General features: G+C 43.0%; 17 protein-coding genes and 1 tRNA gene. 2 read left to right on the forward strand and 16 right to left on the reverse strand.

All coding sequences use genetic code 11. The features are described from left to right. The 13 genes from J3455_RS19255 to J3455_RS19315 all read right to left on the reverse strand — a co-directional run. A partial coding sequence (locus J3455_RS19255) for a GTP-binding protein (protein WP_033023824.1) occupies nt 1-127 on the reverse strand: 127 nt, incomplete at its 3' end. 60 nt (nt 128-187) lie between these two features. After that, nucleotides 188-2,302 (reverse strand): elongation factor G, encoded by a 2,115-nt coding sequence (fusA, locus tag J3455_RS19260; protein WP_130049897.1) that lies wholly within the window; start codon nt 2,300-2,302, stop codon nt 188-190. Nucleotides 2,303-2,329: 27 nt separating this feature from the next. Next, nucleotides 2,330-2,800 carry a 30S ribosomal protein S7 gene (gene rpsG, locus J3455_RS19265; protein WP_054554834.1) on the reverse strand — a complete coding sequence of 157 codons (471 nt, stop codon included), beginning with the start codon at nt 2,798-2,800 and terminating at the stop codon, nt 2,330-2,332. Between the two features lie 97 nt (nt 2,801-2,897). After that, on the reverse strand, nt 2,898-3,272 hold the full coding sequence (gene rpsL, locus J3455_RS19270; RefSeq protein ID WP_002958885.1) for a 30S ribosomal protein S12: 375 nt from the start codon (nt 3,270-3,272) through the stop codon (nt 2,898-2,900). A 193-nt stretch (nt 3,273-3,465) separates the two neighbouring features. Next, the gene (gene rpoC / locus J3455_RS19275) at nt 3,466-7,638 is read right to left on the reverse strand and encodes a DNA-directed RNA polymerase subunit beta' (protein ID WP_130049898.1); all 4,173 of its coding nucleotides are present in this window, start codon (nt 7,636-7,638) and stop codon (nt 3,466-3,468) included. 97 nt (nt 7,639-7,735) lie between these two features. Then, nucleotides 7,736-11,761 carry a DNA-directed RNA polymerase subunit beta gene (gene rpoB / locus J3455_RS19280; RefSeq protein WP_167659199.1) on the reverse strand — a complete coding sequence of 1,342 codons (4,026 nt, stop codon included), beginning with the start codon at nt 11,759-11,761 and terminating at the stop codon, nt 7,736-7,738. Between the two features lie 272 nt (nt 11,762-12,033). Further along, nucleotides 12,034-12,396 (reverse strand): 50S ribosomal protein L7/L12, encoded by a 363-nt coding sequence (rplL, locus tag J3455_RS19285; RefSeq protein ID WP_054554830.1) that lies wholly within the window; start codon nt 12,394-12,396, stop codon nt 12,034-12,036. Nucleotides 12,397-12,477: 81 nt separating this feature from the next. Further along, entirely contained in the window at nt 12,478-12,972 is a 495-nt protein-coding gene (gene rplJ / locus J3455_RS19290; RefSeq protein WP_130049900.1) for a 50S ribosomal protein L10, read from the reverse strand. A gap of 319 nt (nt 12,973-13,291) precedes the next feature. Further along, nucleotides 13,292-13,996 carry a 50S ribosomal protein L1 gene (gene rplA, locus J3455_RS19295; protein WP_062568393.1) on the reverse strand — a complete coding sequence of 235 codons (705 nt, stop codon included), beginning with the start codon at nt 13,994-13,996 and terminating at the stop codon, nt 13,292-13,294. Between the two features lie 4 nt (nt 13,997-14,000). After that, entirely contained in the window at nt 14,001-14,429 is a 429-nt protein-coding gene (rplK, locus tag J3455_RS19300; RefSeq protein WP_054554827.1) for a 50S ribosomal protein L11, read from the reverse strand. Nucleotides 14,430-14,643: 214 nt separating this feature from the next. Then, nucleotides 14,644-15,201, reverse strand: a complete 558-nt coding sequence (gene nusG / locus J3455_RS19305; protein ID WP_054554826.1) for a transcription termination/antitermination protein NusG — start codon at nt 15,199-15,201, stop codon at nt 14,644-14,646. Nucleotides 15,202-15,205: 4 nt separating this feature from the next. Beyond that, nucleotides 15,206-15,583 carry a preprotein translocase subunit SecE gene (secE, locus tag J3455_RS19310; RefSeq protein WP_130049901.1) on the reverse strand — a complete coding sequence of 126 codons (378 nt, stop codon included), beginning with the start codon at nt 15,581-15,583 and terminating at the stop codon, nt 15,206-15,208. 132 nt (nt 15,584-15,715) lie between these two features. Further along, a tRNA-Trp gene (locus J3455_RS19315) sits at nt 15,716-15,792 on the reverse strand. A gap of 163 nt (nt 15,793-15,955) precedes the next feature. Between J3455_RS19315 and J3455_RS19320 the strand changes: the two genes are divergently transcribed. Together J3455_RS19320 and J3455_RS19325 are read left to right on the forward strand one after the other, a co-directional pair. After that, nucleotides 15,956-19,900 carry a two-component regulator propeller domain-containing protein gene (locus J3455_RS19320; RefSeq protein WP_349562210.1) on the forward strand — a complete coding sequence of 1,315 codons (3,945 nt, stop codon included), beginning with the start codon at nt 15,956-15,958 and terminating at the stop codon, nt 19,898-19,900. 125 nt (nt 19,901-20,025) lie between these two features. Then, nucleotides 20,026-21,159, forward strand: a complete 1,134-nt coding sequence (locus J3455_RS19325; protein ID WP_167659196.1) for a CsgG/HfaB family protein — start codon at nt 20,026-20,028, stop codon at nt 21,157-21,159. A gap of 40 nt (nt 21,160-21,199) precedes the next feature. On the opposite strand, the gene J3455_RS19330 is transcribed toward J3455_RS19325, so the two are convergent. From J3455_RS19330 to deoC, 3 genes are read right to left on the reverse strand one after another with little or no spacing between them, the layout of a single operon-like run. Then, nucleotides 21,200-22,048 (reverse strand): SPFH domain-containing protein, encoded by an 849-nt coding sequence (locus tag J3455_RS19330; protein ID WP_349562213.1) that lies wholly within the window; start codon nt 22,046-22,048, stop codon nt 21,200-21,202. Between the two features lie 19 nt (nt 22,049-22,067). Then, nucleotides 22,068-22,568, reverse strand: a complete 501-nt coding sequence (locus J3455_RS19335) for a hypothetical protein (protein ID WP_054554823.1) — start codon at nt 22,566-22,568, stop codon at nt 22,068-22,070. Then, nucleotides 22,558-23,301 (reverse strand): deoxyribose-phosphate aldolase, encoded by a 744-nt coding sequence (gene deoC, locus J3455_RS19340; RefSeq protein ID WP_167659195.1) that lies wholly within the window; start codon nt 23,299-23,301, stop codon nt 22,558-22,560. The genes J3455_RS19335 and deoC overlap by 11 nt, the downstream gene beginning before the upstream one ends. Nucleotides 23,302-23,431: the final 130 nt, after the last annotated feature.

Here is a 23,431-nt window from a genome sequence, read left to right on the forward strand (position 1 = left end):
CACCACCGTATACTTTTGCAAGTACGTTTGTGATTGCTGCTGTTAGAGTTGTTTTACCGTGGTCAACGTGGCCGATTGTACCAACGTTTACGTGCGGTTTTACGCGTTCAAACTTTTCTTTTGCCATCTTAAAAAATTCCTATAAAGAAATTAACGCCTGACCCACTATTGGGCCAGACAAGCTAAATCATATAACAGCGCGAGCTGCAATTATTGCATCTGCAACATTCTTAGAGGCTTCTGCATACTTCAAAAACTCCATAGAGTATGATGCACGGCCTTGTGTTGCAGATCGCAGATCAGTTGCATAACCAAACATTTCAGAAAGTGGTACTTGCGCATTAATTTGCTTAAGACCACCGAATGCTTCTTCCATGCCTTCGATCATGCCGCGGCGACGGTTTAAGTCACCAACTACATCACCCATGTTTTCTTCAGGAGTGATAACTTCAACCTTCATTACTGGTTCTAGAAGAGCTGGGTTTGCTTCAAGCGCACCTTTCTTCATCGCCATTGAACCTGCAATCTTAAATGCCATTTCATTCGAATCTACATCATGGAATGAACCATCAAACAGAGTCGCTTTAACGCCAAGTAATGGGTAGCCTGCCAGTACACCTTGAGTCATTTGCTCTTGGATACCTTTGTCTACCGCAGGGATGTATTCTTTAGGAACAGAACCACCAACGATTTCGTTAACGAACTCATAAATTGGCGCATCATCTTCCGAAATATCCATCGGTTCAAGTTTAAGCCAGACGTGACCATATTGACCACGACCACCTGATTGACGTACGAACTTCCCTTCAACTTCAACAGCTGAACGGATAGCTTCACGGTATGCTACCTGTGGCTTACCAACGTTACATTCAACACTGAATTCACGCTTCATACGGTCGACAATGATATCAAGGTGAAGTTCACCCATGCCAGAAATAATAGTCTGGCCTGATTCTTCGTCAGTTTGTACTCGGAAAGATGGATCTTCTGCCGCTAGTTTACCTAGCGCGATTCCCATCTTATCTTGGTCAGCTACTGTGCGAGGCTCTACCGCAACAGAGATAACTGGCTCAGGGAACTCCATACGCTCAAGCGTAATGACTGAGTTCGGATCACACAGTGTCTCACCTGTTGTTACGTCTTTAAGACCAATAGCCGCTGCGATGTCGCCTGCGTAGACTACTTTGATCTCTTCACGTGAGTTTGAATGCATCTGAACGATACGACCAAGTCGCTCACGCTTACTTTTAACTGGGTTGTATACCGCGTCACCCTGTTTAACAGTACCAGAGTAAACACGGAAGAAGGTCAAGGTGCCAACGAACGGGTCTGTCGCAATCTTAAAAGCAAGTGCGGCAAACGGTGCGTTGTCATCAGCAGGACGTTCTTCCTCAGTACCATCTTCAACGATACCTTGGATTTGTTTCACTTGTGTTGGAGCAGGCATATATTCGATAACAGCATCAAGCACAGCTTGAACGCCCTTATTCTTAAATGCACTACCACACGTCATTGGAACAATTTCGTTAGCTAATGTGCGCTGACGTAAAGCTGCTTTAATTTCAGCTTCAGTCAGGTCTTCACCTTCTAGATATTTGTCCATTAGTTCTTCTGATGCTTCAGCAGCGCTCTCAACCATGTGAGAACGCCATTCTTCTGCAAGCTCCAGAAGCTCTGCCGGAATGGCCTCATAAGAGAAAGTCATGCCTTGATCTTCGGCATTCCAGTTAATGGCTTTCATCTTAATAAGGTCAATAACACCTTTAAAGTCGTCTTCAGCACCAATTGGTAGCTGAATTGGAACAGGCGTTGCTCCAAGACGAGATTTCACCTGGTCCACAACAGTTAAGAAGTCAGCGCCAGTGCGATCCATTTTATTTACGAAGATCATGCGAGGAACTTCGTATTTGTTCGCTTGACGCCAAACTGTCTCAGTTTGCGGCTGTACACCAGATGAAGCACAAAGAACAACTACCGCACCATCTAGTACGCGTAAAGAACGCTCTACTTCGATAGTGAAATCTACGTGTCCTGGAGTATCAATGATATTGATGCGATGGTCGTCAAATTGAGCGTCCATCCCTTTCCAGAAACACGTTGTTGCAGCAGAAGTGATTGTGATACCACGCTCTTGTTCCTGCTCCATCCAATCCATAGTTGCAGCACCATCATGTACTTCACCGATCTTATGAGAAAGACCTGTGTAGAACAGAACACGTTCTGTTGTGGTGGTTTTACCTGCATCTACGTGAGCGCAAATACCGATATTGCGATAGCGCTCAAGTGGAGTTGTACGTGCCATATGATCCTCTTAAAGGTTAAGGGCAGATTACCAACGGTAATGAGCGAATGCTTTATTCGCTTCAGCCATACGGTGAACGTCTTCACGTTTCTTAACCGCAGTGCCTTTGTTGTCAGCAGCGTCAACGATTTCTTGAGCTAAACGTAAGCCCATAGATTTTTCGCCACGCTTACGTGCAGCGTCTACTAACCAACGCATACCTAATGCGTTGCGACGTACTGGACGTACTTCAACTGGTACTTGGTACGTTGAACCACCAACACGGCGAGATTTAACCTCTACCTGTGGGCGAACGTTTTCAAGTGCAGCTTCAAAGATTTCAAGGTGCGACTTGCCTGATTTCTCAGCAGCCACGTCTAACGCACCATAAACGATTTTTTCAGCAGTAGATTTCTTGCCGTCTAACATTACTACGTTAACGAATTTAGCAAGAAGTTCCGATCCGAACTTAGGATCTGGAAGAATTTTACGTTGACCTATTACGCGTCTTCTAGGCATTTTGTATCTCCGGTATCTTCAGGTTTGCTCTTTTAGAGTCAATACCCAAAACAATTAATTTAAAAATTTAGTGCTTGGCCTTACTAACGGAGAACCATTAGCCCTTAGGGCGTTTAGCACCGTATTTAGAACGAGCTTGACGACGGTCGCTAACGCCTGCACAGTCAAGTGCACCACGTACAGTGTGGAAACGCACACCAGGTAAGTCTTTAACACGACCACCACGGATAAGGATTACACTGTGCTCTTGTAAGTTGTGGCCTTCACCACCGATGTAAGATGTTACTTCGAAACCGTTAGTTAAACGAACACGCGCTACTTTACGTAATGCAGAGTTTGGTTTCTTAGGTGTAGTTGTATATACACGAGTACATACACCACGCTTTTGCGGACAAGCTTTAAGTGCAGCTGAGTTACTTTTAGTAACTTTGCTACGACGTGGCTTACGCACTAGCTGGTTAATAGTTGCCATTTAAATAGCTCCTGAAATTAAAATTACTACTGAAAAAATAAAAAAATCCGCCCTGTTTACATGCTCGTTACAAAACGTGCAGGCAAATGGGTGGCGGAATTTTAATGAGCAAAGTTTAACCTGTCAACCTTAACTCATCGTAAGGCAGAAGATAACTGCCTTACGATTTCTTAATCTATTGATTAAGCTGAGATTATTGGTTTCCAGAGATATCTGCGTTAAGTGCGTCAGTTAGTGCTTGAGTCGCCTCTTCAGCACTTACTGTTTGCTCTTCAACGATTTCACCTTGCTTGCGACGATTCAAACGGTCTTGGTGATACGCAAAGCCTGTACCAGCTGGGATCAGACGACCCACGATTACGTTCTCTTTCAGACCACGAAGTTCATCGCTCTTACCATTTACAGCTGCTTCAGTTAGGACACGAGTTGTCTCCTGGAATGATGCTGCAGAAATGAAAGATTCTGTTGCAAGTGACGCTTTAGTGATACCCATTAACTGGATTTCAAACTTCGCTGGGATCTTACCTTGTTTCTCAAGTTCACGGTTCGCGATGTTAACGCGTGCCACTTCAACTTGTTCACCGGCTAAGAACTCAGTGTCACCGCCGTCAAGGATGATACATTTACGTAGCATCTGACGAATAATTGTCTCAATGTGCTTGTCATTGATCTTAACGCCCTGCAAGCGGTAAACCTCTTGCACTTCGTTAACGATGTAGTTAGCTACATGAGTTACACCACGTAAGCGTAAGATGTCATGTGGTGACTCTGGACCATCGGCGATAACCTCACCTTTAGACACTTGCTCACCTTCGAACACGTTAAGTTGACGCCATTTAGGAATCATCTCTTCGTATGCGTCACCCTCAGCTGGAGTGATTACAAGACGCTTCTTACCTTTTGTTTCTTTACCGAAGCTGATAGTACCTGTGATTTCTGCAAGGATTGCAGGATCTTTCGGTTTACGTGCTTCGAATAAGTCAGCTACGCGAGGTAGACCACCCGTGATATCACGAGTCTTCGAACCTTCTTGCGGAATACGTGCAAGTACGTCACCTGGGTTTGCAGTTGCACCGTCGGTTACTTCAATCGTTGTGAATGAAGGTAGACGTGTTTCTTGCAGACCACGCTCATCGCTTTCGATGATTAGTTTAGGTTCTTTCGCATTTGCTTTACCTAAGTCTTTAACAACCACACGAGTTAAACCAGTTAACTCATCTGTTTGTGCTTCGGTATTTGAGTCATCAATGTCGCTGAACGAGATTTTTGACTTATGCTCAAGAACGATTGGGTGACTATGCGGATCCCAAGTTGCAACGATATCGTTACCTTGAACTTCTGCATTATCTTGTACAGATAACACCGCACCGTAAGGTACTTTATAACGCTCTTTCTCACGACCAAAGCTATCGATGATAGTGATCTCTGTTGAACGAGACGTGATAACAATCTTACCGTCTGTGTTTAATACGTACTTCGCGTTGTGTAACTTCAATGTACCGTTAGTTTTAACTTGTACACTGTTTTCAGCAGACGCTCGAGATGCTGCACCACCGATGTGGAAGGTACGCATCGTAAGCTGTGTACCCGGCTCACCGATTGATTGCGCCGCGATAACACCTACTGACTCACCTGGATTAATGATGTGGCCACGTGCAAGGTCACGACCGTAACACTTAGCACATACACCAAAGTCATTATCACAAGTGATTACTGAACGAACGCGTACTTCATCTACTGAATGCTCTTCTAGAAGGTCACACAGTTTTTCGTCAAGCATGATATTACGCTCAACAAGTACTTCGTTAGTATTTGGAATTAATACATCTTCAGCAACAACACGACCAAGAACACGTTCGCGAAGCGCTTCTACAACGTCACCACCCTCGATAAGCGGTTTCATTGTTAAGCCATCTTCTGTGCCACAATCGTCTTCATTGATTACTAAATCTTGTGCAACGTCTACTAGACGACGCGTTAAGTAACCCGAGTTTGCTGTTTTAAGTGCTGTATCGGCAAGACCTTTACGCGCACCGTGCGTTGAGATGAAGTACTGTAGTACGTTTAGACCTTCACGGAAGTTCGCCGTGATTGGTGTCTCGATGATTGAACCATCTGGACGTGCCATTAGACCACGCATACCCGCTAACTGACGGATCTGAGCGGCGCTACCACGTGCACCTGAGTCTGCCATCATAAACACTGAGTTGAATGAAGATTGCTCTTCTTCTTCGCCTTTAGCGTTGATTACAGTGTCTTTTGATAAGTTCGCCATCATCTCACGTGATAAGTTTTCATTTACACGTGACCAGATATCGATAACTTTATTGTACTTTTCACCAGCCGTTACAAGACCTGATTGGAATTGTTGGTTGATTTCAGTTACTTCAGCTTCCGCTGATTCAATGATTTCTGCTTTAACCGGTGGGATAACTAAGTCATCGATACCGATTGAAACACCTGACTTCATTGCGTAGTGGAAACCGGTGTACATTACTTGGTCAGCAAAGATAACTGTATCTTTAAGACCTAGACGACGGTAACACTCGTTTAATAAGCCAGAAATTTGTTTCTTACCTAGGGCTTGGTTGATTAACTCAAACGGCATGCCTTTAGGTAGGATTAGTGAAAGGATCGCACGACCTACTGTTGTTTCAACAATAGATACTTGCTCAACTGTTTCACCATCTTCATTACTGATTGTCTCGCTGATACGTACTTTTACGCGTGCATGTAACTCAGCGTTACCGCTGCGGTATGCTTTTTCAGCTTCTTTAGGATCTTTAAATACAATACCTTCGCCTTTCGCATTGATGCGATCACGAGTCATGTAGTAAAGACCTAATACAACGTCCTGTGAAGGAACGATGATTGGCTCACCATTCGCTGGAGATAGGATGTTGTTAGTAGACATCATTAGAGCACGTGCTTCTAATTGTGCTTCAAGCGTTAACGGTACGTGTACCGCCATTTGGTCACCATCGAAGTCAGCGTTGTATGCCGCACAAACTAATGGGTGTAAATGAATCGCTTTACCTTCGATAAGCACAGGTTCGAACGCTTGGATACCCAAACGGTGAAGTGTTGGTGCACGGTTCAGTAATACTGGATGCTCACGAATTACTTCGTCTAATACATCCCATACTTCTGCTACTTCACGCTCAACCATCTTCTTAGCAGCTTTGATAGTCGTAGCCATGCCGCGACGCTCTAGCTTACCGTAGATAAATGGTTTGAATAGCTCAAGTGCCATCTTCTTAGGAAGACCACACTGGTGTAGTTTAAGCGTAGGACCTACTGTGATTACAGAACGGCCAGAGTAATCTACACGTTTACCAAGTAAGTTCTGACGGAAACGACCTTGCTTACCTTTGATCATATCAGCAAGCGATTTCAGAGGACGTTTGTTAGAACCTGTAATCGCACGACCGCGACGACCGTTATCAAGTAGCGCATCTACCGCTTCTTGTAACATACGTTTTTCGTTGCGTACGATAATGTCTGGTGCTGCTAGATCTAATAGACGTTTAAGACGGTTATTACGGTTAATAACACGACGGTAAAGGTCATTCAGATCAGAAGTCGCAAAACGACCACCGTCTAGTGGTACTAATGGACGTAGATCAGGCGGAAGTACTGGAAGTACTGTCATGATCATCCACTCAGGGTTGTTACCTGATTGGTGGAAAGATTCCATTAATTTAAGACGTTTAGTGATCTTCTTACGCTTAGTTTCAGAGTTAATTGTTGGTAACTCTTCACGCATTTCAGCAATTAATTGGCCAAGATCAAGTTCACGAAGCAAGTCTAATACTGCTTCAGCACCCATCTTCGCTTCAAACTCATCACCGTGCTCTTCAAGTGCATCTAAGTACTCTTCTTCACCTAAAAGCTGACCACGCTCAAGCGTTGTCATACCAGGCTCAGTTACTACGAATGATTCGAAGTAAAGTACGCGCTCGATGTCACGAAGTGTCATGTCTAGCATTAAGCCGATACGTGACGGTAATGATTTTAAGAACCAAATGTGCGCAACTGGGCTCGCAAGCTCAATATGACCCATACGGTCACGACGCACTTTAGTTAGCGTTACTTCAACGCCACACTTTTCACAAATAACACCACGGTGCTTAAGGCGCTTATATTTACCACATAAACACTCATAATCTTTCACTGGGCCGAAAATACGGGCACAGAATAAGCCGTCGCGCTCAGGCTTGAAAGTACGGTAGTTGATTGTCTCAGGTTTCTTTACTTCACCGTATGACCATGAACGAACCATATCTGGCGAAGCAAGACCAATGCGAATTGCATCGAATTCTTCGGTCTTATTTTGTTGCTTCAGAAACTTAAGTAAGTCTTTCACCTTAGCTCTCCTGTCGGAGGTTAATCTTGAGGGCGAAACAATCGCCCCTACATTCTATTCGGCCTAACAGGTGCGGCTTACGCCGCACCTAAATGGCTTAATTTTCTTCCAACTCGATGTTGATACCCAGTGAGCGGATTTCTTTCAACAATACGTTGAACGATTCTGGCATACCTGGTTCCATCTTATGGTTACCATCTACGATGTTCTTATACATCTTAGTACGACCGTTCACGTCATCCGATTTCACTGTTAGCATTTCTTGTAGAGTATATGCAGCACCGTAAGCTTCTAGTGCCCACACCTCCATCTCACCGAAACGCTGGCCACCGAACTGAGCTTTACCACCCAGCGGCTGCTGAGTAACAAGGCTGTAAGAACCAGTTGAACGTGCGTGCATCTTGTCATCAACCAAGTGGTTAAGTTTCAACATGTACATGTAACCAACAGTTACTTGACGTTCGAACTGATCGCCAGTACGGCCATCATAAAGTGTAACTTGACCGCTTCTTGGATAACCACCAAGCTCAAGTAAGTCTTTGATTTCGCTTTCACGAGCACCATCAAAGGCTGGAGTTGCGATCGGTAAACCACCTTTCAAGTTTTCAGCTAAGCGACGAACTTCATCATCAGAGAACGAGTCGATATCGACTTTCTGACGACAATCACCTAATTCGTAAACTTTCTTAACGAAGCTACGGATTTCGTGCAGTTCACGCTGCTCTTTCATCATTTCTTCTAAGCGCTCACCCACACCACGTGCAGCAAGACCCATATGAGTTTCTAGGATCTGACCGATGTTCATACGTGATGGTACACCTAGCGGGTTCAGAACGATGTCTACCGTACGACCTTTGTCATCGTATGGCATATCTTCTACTGGTACGATAGTCGAGATAACACCTTTGTTACCGTGACGACCCGCCATCTTATCACCCGGTTGGATACGGCGTTTAACAGCTAGGTATACTTTAACAATCTTAAGTACGCCTGGTGCTAAGTCGTCACCTTGAGTGATCTTACGACGTTTGTTTTCAAACTTCTTATCGTATTCAGCTTTAAGCTCATCGTACTGAGCGGCTAGTTGCTCAAGTTCAGCTTGCTTATCTTCTTCAGCAAGGCTTTGAGTAAGCAGCTTTTCAGCATTTAGTGATGCAATTGAATCTGCGTTCAGACCAGCGTCAACAAGTAACTTACGAGCACGCTCTAATACGCCTGCTTCTAAGATACGGAACTCTTCGTTGAAGTCTTTCTTCGCTTCGCGAAGCTGCATGTCTTCAACTTCTAACGCACGCTTATCTTTTTCAACACCGTCACGGGTGAAAACTTGTACGTCGATTACAGTACCAGTTACAGAGTTTGGTACACGTAAAGAGCTGTCTTTAACGTCTGACGCTTTCTCACCGAAGATAGCACGTAGTAGCTTTTCTTCTGGTGTTAATTGCGTTTCGCCTTTCGGAGTCACTTTACCTACTAGGATATCGCCGCCTTTAACTTCAGCACCGATATAAACAACGCCTGACTCATCAAGCTTGCCTAGTGCAGATTCACCTACGTTAGGAATATCTGCTGTGATCTCTTCTGGACCTAATTTAGTATCACGTGCGATACATTGTAGTTCTTGAATGTGGATAGTCGTTAGACGATCTTCTTGAACTACGCGCTCTGATAGTAGGATTGAATCCTCGAAGTTATAACCGTTCCATGGCATGAATGCCACGCGAAGGTTTTGACCAAGTGCTAAGTCACCAAGGTCAGTCGAAGGACCATCTGCTAATACGTCACCACGTGTTACCGGCTCACCAACCATACAAGTTGGTTTTTGGTTAATACATGTATTTTGGTTTGAGCGAGTGTATTTAGTAAGGTTGTAAATATCGATGCCCGCTTCACCAGGGACACGCTCATCTTCATGTACATTTACAACGATGCGGCTTGCATCCGCATACATTACTTCACCACCACGCTTAGCAACGATAGTTACACCAGAGTCTTTCGCTAGTGTAAGCTCGATACCTGTACCTACCAGCGGTTTGTCCGCGATTAGAGTTGGTACGGCTTGACGTTGCATGTTTGAACCCATCAATGCACGGTTAGCATCATCGTGTTCTAGGAACGGGATAAGTGCTGCCGCTACAGAGATCACCTGTTGTGGTGATACGTCCATATATTGTTGGTCCATTTTGCCCATAAAGGTTGATTCACCTTTGTGACGACATGGAATTAGTTCATCAACAAACTCATTGTTTTCGTTCAAGTTTGAGTTCGCCTGAGCGATAACAAACTGACCTTCTTCAATGGCTGATAAGTAATCTACTTCATCAGTAACTACACCGTTTACCACTTTACGGTAAGGTGTTTCTAAGAAACCATAGTCATTAGTACGTGCGTACGTAGACAGTGAGTTAATTAGACCGATGTTTGGACCCTCAGGCGTTTCGATTGGACATACACGACCATAGTGAGTTACGTGAACGTCTCGAACTTCGAAGCCAGCGCGTTCACGTGTTAAACCACCCGGACCTAATGCAGAAATACGACGCTTATGCGTTACTTCTGAAAGCGGGTTATTTTGGTCCATGAACTGTGATAACTGAGATGAACCAAAGAACTCTTTAACCGCTGCCGAAATAGGCTTAGCGTTAATAAGATCTTGTGGCATTACAGCGTCAAGGTCACCTAAGCTTAAACGCTCACGTACAGCACGCTCAACACGTACTAGACCAACGCGGAATTGGTTCTCAGCCATTTCGCCAACACTACGGATACGACGGTTGCCTAAGTGGTCGATATCATCAACATCGCCAACACCGTTACGAATAGCGATAAGCACTTTCATAACAGCTACGATGTCTTCTTTCGATAATGTGCCAGGGCCAGTATCTGAGTCATAACCTACACGGCTATTGAACTTCATACGACCAACTGTTGATAAATCGTAACGCTCGTCAGAGAAGAACAAGTTATCAAATAAGGCTTCAGCCGCGTCTTTCGTCGGTGGCTCGCCTGGGCGCATCATGCGATAAATTTCTACTAATGCTTCTAAACGGTTGCTTGTTGTGTCGATACGTAATGTATCTGACATGTAGGCGCCGCTGTCAACTTCGTTGATATATAGAGTATCAATCTTAGTGTGACCTGCTTTAACCAATTCAGCCATTAGCTCAAGTGATAGCTCGTCATTCGCGTTTGCGATGATCTCACCTGTTGACTCATCAACATAGTTTTTAGCTACAACACGACCAATGATGTACTCATGCGGTACTTCTAATTGGTTAATACCTTTTTTCTCGATGTTCTTGATGTGACGCGCAGTAATACGACGACCCGCTTCAACAAGGACTTCACCGTCTTCGCCTTTGATATCAAAAGCGGCAGTTTCACCACGTAAGCGCGAAGGAACAAGTTCCATAAGAACTTTACCGTCAGTAACTTCAAACGTAGTTGTATCGAAGAATATCTCTAGGATTTCATCCGTTGAGTACTCTAGTGCACGTAAGATGATTGACGCCGGTAATTTACGACGACGGTCAATACGTACATAAAGGTTATCTTTTGCATCAAACTCGAAGTCTAACCATGAACCACGGTAAGGAATTACACGCGCGTTATAAAGCACTTTACCTGACGAGTGAGTTTTACCGCGGTCGTTATCAAAGAATACACCAGGGCTACGGTGTAGCTGAGAAACGATAACACGCTCTGTACCATTGATAACAAAGGTACCGGTATCAGTCATGAGCGGAATTTCGCCCATGTAAACTTCTTGCTCTTTAATGTCTTTAACTGTGCCTGGTGCTTCTTTGTCCATCACCACAAGACGCAATTTTACGCGAAGTGGAGCAGAATAAGTCACACCGCGAATTTGACATTCTTTTACATCGAATACTGGCTCACCAATACGATAACTTACGTATTGAAGCTCAGAATTTCCCGAGTAGCTTTTGATAGGAAACACAGAACGGAATGCAGCTTCCAAACCGTGATCGCCATCAGCGTCAGGGACTAAGAATTTTTTAAACGATTCTAACTGCGTCGACAGTAAGAAAGGTATATCCAAAACTTGTGGACGTTTACCAAAATCCTTACGGATACGTTTCTTTTCAGAATAAGAGTAAGCCATGGGGTTCCTCAGCTTGCTGATCTTTGACCCGACCTGTTCTTGTAAGAACAGACTTAACTGGCATCTATGCCAAGATGTACAACATTAAATTGTTGTTCTATTTTGCTCTGCCACTTTCAACACCGATTAAGGTAACAACTTGAAAGTAAAGAGAAAATTAGATTTTATTTGCGTTACAGGATTGCATCGCTCCATAGCGCAAAAAGGCCGGTGATTAAATAATCACCAGCCCTTGCCTGATTACTCAGGCAGCGAACCTAGCGTAAGCTAGATTACTTAACCTCAACTTCAGCACCAGCTTCAGTAAGGTCTTTTGCAAGTGCTTCAGCTTCTTCTTTAGATACACCTTCTTTGATAGGTGCAGGAGCTGCTTCAACAAGTGCTTTAGCTTCTTTAAGGCCAAGACCAGTAGCACCACGTACAGCTTTGATAGCTGCAACCTTATTAGCGCCAGCGCCAGTAAGGATTACGTCGAACTCAGTCTTTTCTTCAGCTGCTTCAGCAGCAGGACCAGCAACAACAGCAGCTGCTGCAGTTACGCCGAATTTTTCTTCCATTGCTTCAACTAGAGCAACAACGTCCATTACTGACATTTCAGCAATAGCATCAAGGATTTGGTCTTTAGTTACAGACATTACAAATTTCCTAATTATTACGGACTAAATATAGCCCAAAAAAAATATTACACCGAAAGTGAACAAAAAAACAGCTTAAAATTAAGCAGCTTGCTCTTCTTTCTGTACACGTACTGCTTCAATTGTTTTACACAATTTACCTGCAGACGCTTCTTTCATAGCGCTCATTAAGCGTGCAACAGCTTCGTCGTAAGTAGGTAGAGTTGCTAGCATAGCTGCGTCTACTACGTTACCTTCAAATGCAGCCGTCTTAACTTCGAATTTCTCGTTCTTCTTCGCGAAATCTTTGAAGATACGCGCAGCAGCACCTGGGTGCTCTGAAGAGAAAGCGATTAAGCTTGGACCAACAAGTGAGTCAGAAAGGCACTCAAAATCTGTACCTTCAATAGCACGTTTAGCTAAAGTGTTACGAACAACTTTCATCCATACACCAGCTTCACGAGCTTCTTTACGAAGGGCAGTGATAGCACCAACTGTTACACCACGAGAATCTGCAACAACTGCAGAAAGAGCACCAGTGGCTGCTTCGTTGACTTCAGCAACAATTGCTTTTTTGCCTTGAAGATTTAAAGCCATGGGTGTTACTCCTGGTTTAATGGGTTGCCGAAATTGGCTTCCCTGTTCTACTCTTCCCCATCTAAGATGGAGATGCTTTTTACGGCGAGAGCCAGAAGATTAGGAAAAATCTATCTGGGGATTCACACCGTCTACGTAGGTAAAATATTAAGGCCGAAGCCGCCTACGGTCTTGGACGGAAGCCCAATTTATCGTTTTTACCCGAGAGCATTACGAAATTATGGACTTCAACCCGAATTCTTTACTTGTTTTGAAATTAACTTTCTCAACAAAATGGCGCAAAATTATAGTTCAAATTTCGCGCCATGTAAACTCTTAATTAAGCAACAACTGTGCTTAGAGAGTTTTGGTCAACAGCAACACCTGCGCCCATTGTTGTAGAGATAGTTACTTTCTTCACGTAAGTACCTTTTGCTTGAGAAGGTTTAGCCTTCTTAAGCGCAACAATAAGAGCTTCAAGGTTTTGTTGAAGTTGCTCAGCAGTGAAATCAACCTTACCGATAGTGGTATGGATGATACCGTTCTTGTCGTTACGGTAACGAACTTGACCTGCTTTCGCATTTTTAACTGCTTCTGCAACGTTAGGCGTTACAGTACCAGTTTTAGGGTTTGGCATTAGACCACGTGGACCTAAGATTTGACCTAGTTGACCAACAACACGCATAGCGTCTGGAGATGCAACAACAACGTCAAAGTTCATCTCGCCTTTCTTAACTTGTTCAGCAAGATCTTCCATGCCCACTAATTCAGCACCAGCTTCTTTCGCAGCATCTGCGTTAGCGCCTTGTGTGAATACAGCAACACGAACTTCACGACCAGTACCGTTAGGTAGTACAGTTGCACCACGTACGTTTTGGTCAGATTTACGAGCATCGATACCAAGGTTAACAGCAACGTCAACACTTTCTACGAATTTAGCTGTCGCTAACTCTTTTAAAAGAGCAACTGCTTCGTTGATTTCGTAATCTTTAGTCGCATCCACTTTTTCGCGGATTGTACGCATACGTTTAGTTAATTTTGCCATTATCTTAGTCCTCTACGTTCAAGCCCATCGCACGCGCAGAACCTGCGATAGTGCGAACTGCAGCGTCCATATCAGCCGCTGTAAGGTCAGGTCGTTTTGTCTCAACGATTTCTTCAAGTTGAGCACGAGTTACTGTACCCACTTTTTCAGTGTTAGGACGGCCAGAACCTGATTTGATACCTGCAGCTTTCTTAAGTAAGTAAGCAGCCGGTGGAGTTTTCATGTCGAACGTGAAAGAACGGTCACCGTAAACAGAGATCACTACAGGAACTGGAGCGCCTTTTTCGATAGACTCTGTACGTGCGTTGAACGCTTTACAGAATTCCATGATGTTTACACCGTGTTGACCTAGTGCTGGACCTACTGGAGGACTAGGGTTAGCCATACCAGCGGCAACTTGTAGCTTGATAATAGCTTCAACTTTTTTAGCCATAATAAATACCTCATTTGGTGGGTCATAGCCTTGTGCGCGCGAGGACGCGTACTCTAACGGCTTCCCAGTTTAAAAATTGGTTCTCACTTTTTAGTGATAAAACAAGTTATAACTTGCCCTAACACAAAAAGGCCGCTGATTATAAGTTAATCAGCGGCCTTTTTCAAGCTTATTGCCAAAATATTAAACAATTTTGGCAGCTTTAATTTCTTACTTACTTGTCTTGCTCAACTTGACCGAATTCAAGGTCAACAGGTGTCGAACGACCGAAGATAAGAACAGACACTTTTACGCGGCTCTTCTCGTAATCAACTTCTTCCACAACACCGCTGAAGTCAGCAAATGGACCATCGATAACACGAACAACTTCACCTGGTTCAAATAATGTTGCAGGCTTAGGCGCTTCAGAGTTCTCTTGCAGACGGTTCAAGATGCGATCAGCTTCTTTTTGGCTGATTGGAGCTGGACGATCAGACGTACCGCCAATGAAGCCCATAACACGTGCTGTGCTGTTCACTAAGTGCCAGCTTGCATCGTTCATGTCCATTTGAACTAGTACATAACCTGGGAAGAATTTGCGCTCAGATTTACGCTTTTGACCAGCGCGCATCTCAACAACTTCTTCAGTTGGTACTAATACTTCACCAAAACTATCTTCCAAACCTTCAATCTTGATGTGCTCAAGAATAGTTTGTGCTACACGCTTCTCGTAACCAGAGAAAGCTTGCACTACGTACCAACGTAGTTTCTTTTCGTTCTTCTCATCCGACATGGGATTAGATCTCCAATCCAGTTAAAAAGCCTACTGCGCGGAACAAAATGCCATCTAATCCCCAAAGGATAAGTGCCATAATCACAGTTGCAACCATTACAATTAATGTCGTATGTGTTGTTTCTTGGCGAGTTGGCCACACAACTTTACGTACTTCGATACGTGACTCTTTTGCAAACGCAAGAAAAGTACGACCTTTTTCAGTTAGTGAGGCAATGCCTAAACCAGCTGCAACAGCAACCACTACACCAATAGCACGTAATAATACAGATTGGTCTGCAAACATGTGGTTACCAACGACTGCGCCTGCTAGTAGCGCAATTGCTACAATCCACTTTACTGAATCCATCGCACTTGATGGTGTTTCTACATTCGTGCTCATAATATTTTTACCTTAACTACAGACACAACAACCCTGCGCTCTGGCAGGGTTAATCCATTAAAATCTAAACTTAAAAACTGACTTGTTTAAACCGATTTTTAAATTCAGACTCAACACACATTGTTTAAAAAGTGGCAGGGGCGGAGAGATTCGAACTCCCAACCGTCGGTTTTGGAGACCGCTGTTCTACCAATTGGAACTACGCCCCTGCAAAGTGGATGCCTATTATACTTACGCAATTCATTAACACAAGAGTAAAAGATACCCATTAGTTAAAATCTCATCAGTTCGTTTAAAAATCAATATTAACATTGATTAAAAAGCAGTTTATTATAAACCCGATATAGGAACTAAAAAACTACATGGATCAGTGTGCTGCCATTTAAACTCTCTTTTAATATTGTACTGTTATGCCTCGTCACCTTGATATGTAAGCAGGCTAATGCTCGCTCGTTACACCTAGCTACTTTTAATAGCCAACAAGGTCTAAGTCAAAACTCTATCACTTGCAGCATAACTGATCAGCAAGGCTTTTTATGGTTTGCCACACAGGGAGGTTTGAACCGCTTTGATGGTTATGAATTTAAACGCTTCAAAGCTAACAGCAATAATAAAAGTATTTCTGGAAATTGGATCACAGGCTGTGCCAAGGACAGTAATAATCAGCTGTGGTTTTCGACCGCCAGCAAAGGACTCAATAAACTCAATCCTGAGACTGGCCAATTTGAGGTTTATTCGACTTCTAATGAGGCAGGACTAAGTGAAGATAAAATTTGGTCAATGGTACTGGCTAAAGGTGATGTTCTTTGGCTAGGTCACGAACATGGTAAGTTAACTCGTTTTGATATATCAAACCAAGAATTTGAACATTTCCAATACAAAATAGATCAGCAGTTGCCGCTTGTACGGGACATTGTTATTACCGATGAACTCATCTGGCTTGCCACTGATATGGGACTTATTTCATTTAACCCAAGCACAGAGCAATTTACTCAACATACTCAAATCACTTCACCGCTCTGGCATCTAAAATTGTTGAATCATGAAAAACTGCTTATTGGTGCAAAGCAAGGCTTATATACACTAGATTTACTTACGCAAACCAGTGAGCAAATCGAACAGTTAAATGGTGTCTGGATCACTGACAGCCTTATTGACCAACAGCAAAACCTTTGGCTTACAAGCTACGGGCGAGGTCTATACTTTTTACCTGCAGGTGCTGACTTACAAGACCAATACATTCGATACGACCATGACAAGCAAAACCCCAATGGCTTGACTAGCGACTTTCTCCTATCTCTTTATCAAGATTCACAAGGCATTATTTGGTTGGGCACCGATGGTTATGGTGTGCATCGCTATGATCCTAAGCAACAGCAGTTTTCTCATCAGTTACAAACCTCACAGCCAAATTCACTAAGTCATAATTTTGTTCGCTCAATAATAAAAAGAGCCAATGGCGAGGTATGGATTGGCACCCGTGACGGACTCAACCGTCAAACAGCGTTTGGTTACCAACATTATAAAAATGCCCTGCCAAATAATAATATATTTGCCCTTCATGAAGATGCTAACAAGCAGTTATGGATAGGTACTTACGGTGGTGGCTTAATTAAGTATCTAGATAGTCGTGATGAATTTAAAGCCTTCACTATGCAAAGCCACCAGCTAGCCAGTGACCGTGTATACGCAATAACTAGCGACAAAGTTGGTGCTCTTTGGCTTGGGAGTAACCAAGGGTTAACTCGCTTTGAGCCAAAATCAGGCAAAGTTACTCACTATAAACATAGTGATTCTCAAAACAGTCTTGCCAATAACACCGTATTTACTCTTGCTTACGATAGTGATGAGCACTCACTTTGGGTCGGCACTCGAGCAGGGCTCAATAAACTGGATATCACTACGAAGCAATTTAGTTTATTAGATGAGCAAGGCTCTAACGGAGCTGGGCTCAGCCATAACATGGTCACCTCTTTATTATTGAATGGCGATAGTGTTTGGGTTGGCACCATGCAAGGCTTGAATCAAGTTAATAAGCATAACTTCAGGGTGAAACAAATTACTGAGCAACAAGGTTTGGCGAACGATAACATTTTTGACATTCTCGCCGATAAGCAAGGTATGCTTTGGCTAGCAACCAATGGCGGACTCACTCGCTATAACCCCACCACAGAGCAAATGCAGCAGTTTTTGCCAGAAGATGGCATTCAGCACCAATCTTTTATACTGGGTGCGAGCTTTCAAGCAGACGATGGCGAGTTATTTTTTGGTGGCATCAATGGTTATAATCATTTTTATCCTGAGCAACTAAAGTTATCGCACTCTCCCCCTACCCCTGTTTTAACCGAATTATTATTAAACAACAGAGTTATTAAGAGTAATCACTTCGATAAGCAAGCAAATACCCTTGCGAGTGCAACTCAGACATTTGCGTTTGCAAAATCTGCTGGCGTTATCGGCTTTAAATTTAGTGCATTAAAAAACGGATCGACACCAAAGCACTACCAATTCGGCTACAAGCTTGCTGGCTTTGATGAACAATTTTTATATACAGATGCATCCCTTAGACAAATTAATTACCCTCAGCTCCCTGCTGGGAACTACAAATTATTAATAAAAGCGAAAGATCAATATGGGCAATGGAGTGACAGCAAAAAGCTACTAACATTAACTGTTGTGCCTCCTTGGTGGCAAAGTAAATTAGCCTATGCTATTTACTTTATTTGTGCTTTAGCACTGACCTGGCTTCTTTTAAATTCCTTGTACAAACGCAAACTCGCAGAGCAAGAAAAACAAACCGAGATTGAGCTAAACAAATTAAAAGATCAATTTTTAGATAACATTAGCCATGAGCTAAAAACACCATTGAGTTTAATACTTGCCCCGATCAGCCAGTTACAGCGAAGTAATACAGACCCCCAAGCTCAAAATCAACTGGCTAGTATTAAACGTAACTGCCAACGCTTACTTGAACTGATCAATCAACTTTTACAATTGAGTCAACGCCCTAGTACAGCTATTTACACTGTTAGCCCTTATTCCATTACAACCTTTTTAACAGACTTAGTGGCAGATTTCAGTGCTCTGTTTGAGCAAAAACAACTGCAATTTAGCTTTGATGATACTACCTCAACAACATGTAAGATTAACCTTGCTCCCGAACATGCTCATTCTATTTTCAGTAACCTGATAAGTAATGCGCTTAAGTACACGCCTAACGGCGGTAAAGTCGATATTCAACTTGATGAAGTGCAGCAACAACTGGTTTTTAAAATTACTGATACAGGTGTGGGTATTGCCAGTGAACATCAACAGTCGATTTTTCAGCGCTTTACCCGCGTAGCATCATCAGAGCCTGGCAGTGGTATTGGCCTGAGCTTAGTAAAGCAACTTGTAGAGCAGTACGGTGGGTCTATCAGCGTAAGCAGTAAAATTGCTGAGGGAAGTTGCTTTACTGTGTCATTGCCTATGGTTGAGTGTGCTGAAAATCAGGTTAATAGCATTACGCAACTACGCAACTCACAACAAACATTACTGATTGTTGAAGATAATAAGGAAATGGCCGAACTACTACTTGCTTTGTTTAATGCAGAATTTAACTGCATCTGTGCAGCTGATGGTCAGCAAGCGCTTGATTTATGCCAATCAGACCTACCAGAGCTCATTATCAGTGATGTAATGATGCCGAATATGAATGGCTATCAACTGTTAGCAGCACTCAGAGCAAACCCGGCCACCAGCCATATTCCGGTGTTATTACTTTCAGCTAAAGCAGATACCCACAGCCGCTTGAAAGGACTTGATTTATTAGCCGATGACTTTTTGAGCAAACCTTTTGAGCCCACTTTACTAGTAAGCAGAGTAAAAGGATTGCTTAATCTTAGACAAATTTTAAACCAGCATCTAACAGCACAACTGGCAGCTCCTCTGAATAGTGATACAGCCGCTGTAACAGTACAAAATAAAGATTATTCCTTCACTGAAAAACTCAAGCAAGTAGTACAAGCCCATTATCAAGATGAAAACTTTTCGGTTGAGCAATTAGCCTCAGCCTTATGTTTAAGCTCCCGTGCTCTGCAACTAAAAATGAAAGCCTTGTATTCACAAACTCCCTCTGACTATTTACGCAATACTCGCTTAGAGTTTGCAAAGAAACAGCTAGTCGATGGCCATTTAGCGATTGGTAAAGTAGCAGATCAAGCGGGCTTTAGTTCGCAAAGCTATTTTGCGCGAAGCTTTAAGAGCTATGTTGGCTTATCACCAAAACAGTACCGAGAAAAATATCAAAAACGCGTTGAATTTCGCATCAGTGAATAAACTTTTCGTCTGAGTGCTATCAATAAAACACTGATTTTTATAGCTTATCCATATAAACATTAATAACAACAAAGCCCATATTGCGGCGTTATTTACTGCATGAGATATAAGTTAAGGAAAGTCATATGCTCACCAAAACACACAAAGCGATTTCGATTACGTTACTTGCTGCGGCACTGACTGCATGCCAAAGTACTTCGACCACCACAAGCAATAACAATAGCCCAGATATAAACGAAGTGGCACAGCAGCAATACAATGGCCCAAAAGCTCGGATCGCTGTTGCCCGCTTTACTGACAAATCAAACGATTCACGTTGGTGGCGTAAAGAAATTGGTGAAGGTATGGCTGATCAACTAACAACCGCATTAGTTAGCACCAATCGCTTTATTGTCTTAGAACGACAAGCACTTGATGCCGTATTATCAGAACAAGACCTTGCTGTATCAGGCCGTGTGAGTGCAGCTTCAGGTGCTGCTTATGGTGAAATTGAAGGTGCCGAAATTGTCGTAGTTGCCGCTGTTACTGAATTCGATGATGACAATTCGGGCACCCGCGTAGGCAGTGGTGGCTTTATCGGTGACGTATTTAGCTCAGTGTCGGCGGGTTTTTCAAGTTCGCACATGGCGATAGATTTGCGCTTAATCGACACGCGAACTTCACGTATTTTAGCCGCTACCAGTGTTGAGGGTGGCAGTAAAGACTTTGACTTTACATCAGCTGCTACCAATTTTGGTGGTGCACTCGTTGGTGGTAACTTAAGTAGCTGGTCAAACACGCCAAAAGAAAAAGCACTGCGTGAAGTCATCGTCAAAGCCGTTGAGTTTTTGGAATCAAAAGTACCAACAACTTATTATCGCTATAATAGCGATAACACCATTGCAGCAGGCCATACCGCACCTGCACCACTAAAAGTAACCGCAGCTGCAGCACCAGCTAAAGCGCCAGTTGCATCGGTTAATGTTCCAACTCACAGAATGCCTTACTACGAAAAAACAGACTTAGCCATGTCACGATTGAACTTGGTTTGTTTAGGTTATTTAAAAAGGCAACCTCACTACGAAGAATATGAAGTAGAAGACGTAGAGTACGATGAAGCAACGGTGATTGCACTCACTGAGTATCAGCAAGAAAATAAGCTGAAAGTGACAGGCCTTGCGGATGAGACGACTAAAAAATCTCTTGATGATTCAGGGTGTATTGCCAAAACGAACAAATCAAGTTTAGAAAGCCTTGGCAGTATTTTTAAATTTAATTAAGCAAACTAACAGCCAGTACCAGCACTGGCTGTTTAAAACCTTAGTTTGTGCCTTTCACCAGTGGTACACCATTGTTACCAACAGGAATATAAACTGTTGTATGGTTAGGTGACTCAGCCATCTTTAACTGCGCATTAATAGCTTCATGTTGTAGATAGTTTGGCGTCAAAGTGGCATTAATAATTTTTTGCGCCTGTGCAATACCTTTTGCTTCTTCTACACGGATCTCAGCATCTTTTCGTGCAATTTCTTTTTGCGTTTCTTTTTCAGGAAGTAATTGTTGTGCTGCTAATTTTTTCTCAACGGCATTAGCAACGATGGCCGGATAGTTAATATTTCCCACCACAACATTAGCGAGTTTAAATGGCGTTGGTTCTAAATACGCTTTTAAGCGGGCTGTTACTTCTGCAGCTATTTTCTCGCGATTGGTTTTTAGCACACCGCTATCATATTGCTGGACTATGTCACGCACATAAGTTCTAAATGTTTCACGAACAAATCGCGGATACCAATTTTCGCCACCGTATTGTTCAACCACCGCTCTGACAGAGCCGCTTTCTATTGAAATGACCGCATGAAAATCAAAACTAATGTTTAAGTCATCGTTAGCTAAGATTTTAAATGCTTCAGTATAGGTGTTCGGGCGCATGTCTATATTAATCACCTGATTACGCCAAAGTGACATGCCGTAGTTAGCTGGGCCAATCATAGTGCCTTGATAACCGCCTTCACCAAACACGCGCGGCTTTTCAAATACGTAACCCTCTTCACCCGCTGGTGTACTTGGGTTAGTACACGCCGTGAGCGATACAGCAACTACACCTGCTAATGCTAAACTTGGAAAAACACTCGATAGAAGTGTTTGCGTCCCTGAACGTTTAAATTTCATTTTTTGTTATCTCATTCCATTATAAAATTTGTAATAGCTCACCACGATAAAAATCACATAACAACCAAATTTGTTGAAATGGATGTTGTTTAGGTACATCAAGGTGAGTAAGTACTGACTTAAAATCATCAAGATGCCATATAGTACTGGCATTTCGAATTAATAACCAAGGCTGCGTAGATTCGTAATGTTTCTTGGCTTTTTGTGCCAACAACCGATGCAAAGCACAGTGCAGACGCTCGTTACTTGGAGCTAAAGCCATTTCAGCGAGATCTCGTTGCATTGAGATAGACAGCGGCCTACCTAACACCGCCATTGCTTCTGTTTCACTGGCATATAAATGGGCGACTTCAATATCGAGCCGCTCATCACCTTTATAACAACTCACGTCTGGCTTACTCGGTGTGTTATGCCAAATATTACGCATACTTACGCCAAACTGCTTTTCGTAACAGCGTAAAAACAGCTTTGCTGCGCCATGCTCGAGCGCTATTTTCTCTTGTTCACTTTCACGATTCATTTAATGTTGCATACACATCTTTTAATAACCCAGAAGCGCCAAAACGAAATAGCTCGGGTTGTAAGTACGCTTCACCCATAATTGATTCAGCGAGGGCTAAATACTCAGCAGCATCGGTGACTGTTCTGACTCCGCCCGCAGCCTTAAAACCAATTTTTTTACCACTCGCTTTTATGGTGTTTAACATGATATCTGTTGCAGCTAGAGTTGCATTAACAGCCACTTTACCGGTACTAGTTTTAACGAAATCAGCACCGCCTTCAATTGCCAGTTTAGTGGCCGTTGAGATGAGATCATCGCTTAATTCGCCACTTTCTATAATCACTTTGAGTTGCGCTTTATTGCTACATGCCTCTTTTGACGCTTTGACATACTCAAAAACTTTGCGCTCATCACCGGCGATTAGTGCTTTATAGGGGATCACTAAATCAATTTCATCAGCTCCGCGCTCAATAGCAAATAGCGTTTCATTTATCACTTGTTCTAACGATTGCTCCCCACTAGGAAAGTTAGTAACTGTAGCTACTTTGACTTGCTGTAGTTCACGCTCAGCGAGTGCAAGCTTTGCGTCGCTTACAAACTGGCTATATACACAGACCGCAGCAGGAATACCTAACTTTGGCTCAATACTGGCAACCAAGTTATTAATGGTTTCTGTTGTGTCGCTGTCGTTCAGAGTTGTTAAGTCCATCAGTGCCACCGCTTGGGCAGCGCTTGTTTGCATTTTAGTCATAGCTCTTATATTTGTGTTGCCATATTAGTGACCTATAGTAGCAAATTTTTATCATTCGGCTATAAATCATAACTAATCACCATAAGGCTACTTATTTACTTGTAACTCGTCGCAATCCCTTGTTAACTAA

This window comes from Pseudoalteromonas sp. NFXS39 (genome assembly GCF_040148775.1).
Taxonomy (GTDB): Bacteria; Pseudomonadota; Gammaproteobacteria; order Enterobacterales; family Alteromonadaceae; genus Pseudoalteromonas; species Pseudoalteromonas apostichopi.

Coding starts and splice junctions, on each gene's coding strand:
- deoC (WP_167659195.1), bottom strand. CDS start 23,301: ATGACTAAAATGCAAACAAGCGCTGCCCAAGCGGTGGCACTGATGGAC.
- nusG (WP_054554826.1), bottom strand. CDS start 15,201: ATGTCGGATGAGAAGAACGAAAAGAAACTACGTTGGTACGTAGTGCAA.
- J3455_RS19325 (WP_167659196.1), top strand. CDS start 20,026: ATGCTCACCAAAACACACAAAGCGATTTCGATTACGTTACTTGCTGCG.
- rpoB (WP_167659199.1), bottom strand. CDS start 11,761: ATGGCTTACTCTTATTCTGAAAAGAAACGTATCCGTAAGGATTTTGGT.
- fusA (WP_130049897.1), bottom strand. CDS start 2,302: ATGGCACGTACAACTCCACTTGAGCGCTATCGCAATATCGGTATTTGC.
- rpsL (WP_002958885.1), bottom strand. CDS start 3,272: ATGGCAACTATTAACCAGCTAGTGCGTAAGCCACGTCGTAGCAAAGTT.
- rplL (WP_054554830.1), bottom strand. CDS start 12,396: ATGTCTGTAACTAAAGACCAAATCCTTGATGCTATTGCTGAAATGTCA.
- J3455_RS19330 (WP_349562213.1), bottom strand. CDS start 22,048: ATGAAATTTAAACGTTCAGGGACGCAAACACTTCTATCGAGTGTTTTT.
- rplA (WP_062568393.1), bottom strand. CDS start 13,996: ATGGCAAAATTAACTAAACGTATGCGTACAATCCGCGAAAAAGTGGAT.
- rplJ (WP_130049900.1), bottom strand. CDS start 12,972: ATGGCTTTAAATCTTCAAGGCAAAAAAGCAATTGTTGCTGAAGTCAAC.
- rpsG (WP_054554834.1), bottom strand. CDS start 2,800: ATGCCTAGAAGACGCGTAATAGGTCAACGTAAAATTCTTCCAGATCCT.
- J3455_RS19335 (WP_054554823.1), bottom strand. CDS start 22,568: ATGAATCGTGAAAGTGAACAAGAGAAAATAGCGCTCGAGCATGGCGCA.
- rplK (WP_054554827.1), bottom strand. CDS start 14,429: ATGGCTAAAAAAGTTGAAGCTATTATCAAGCTACAAGTTGCCGCTGGT.
- secE (WP_130049901.1), bottom strand. CDS start 15,583: ATGAGCACGAATGTAGAAACACCATCAAGTGCGATGGATTCAGTAAAG.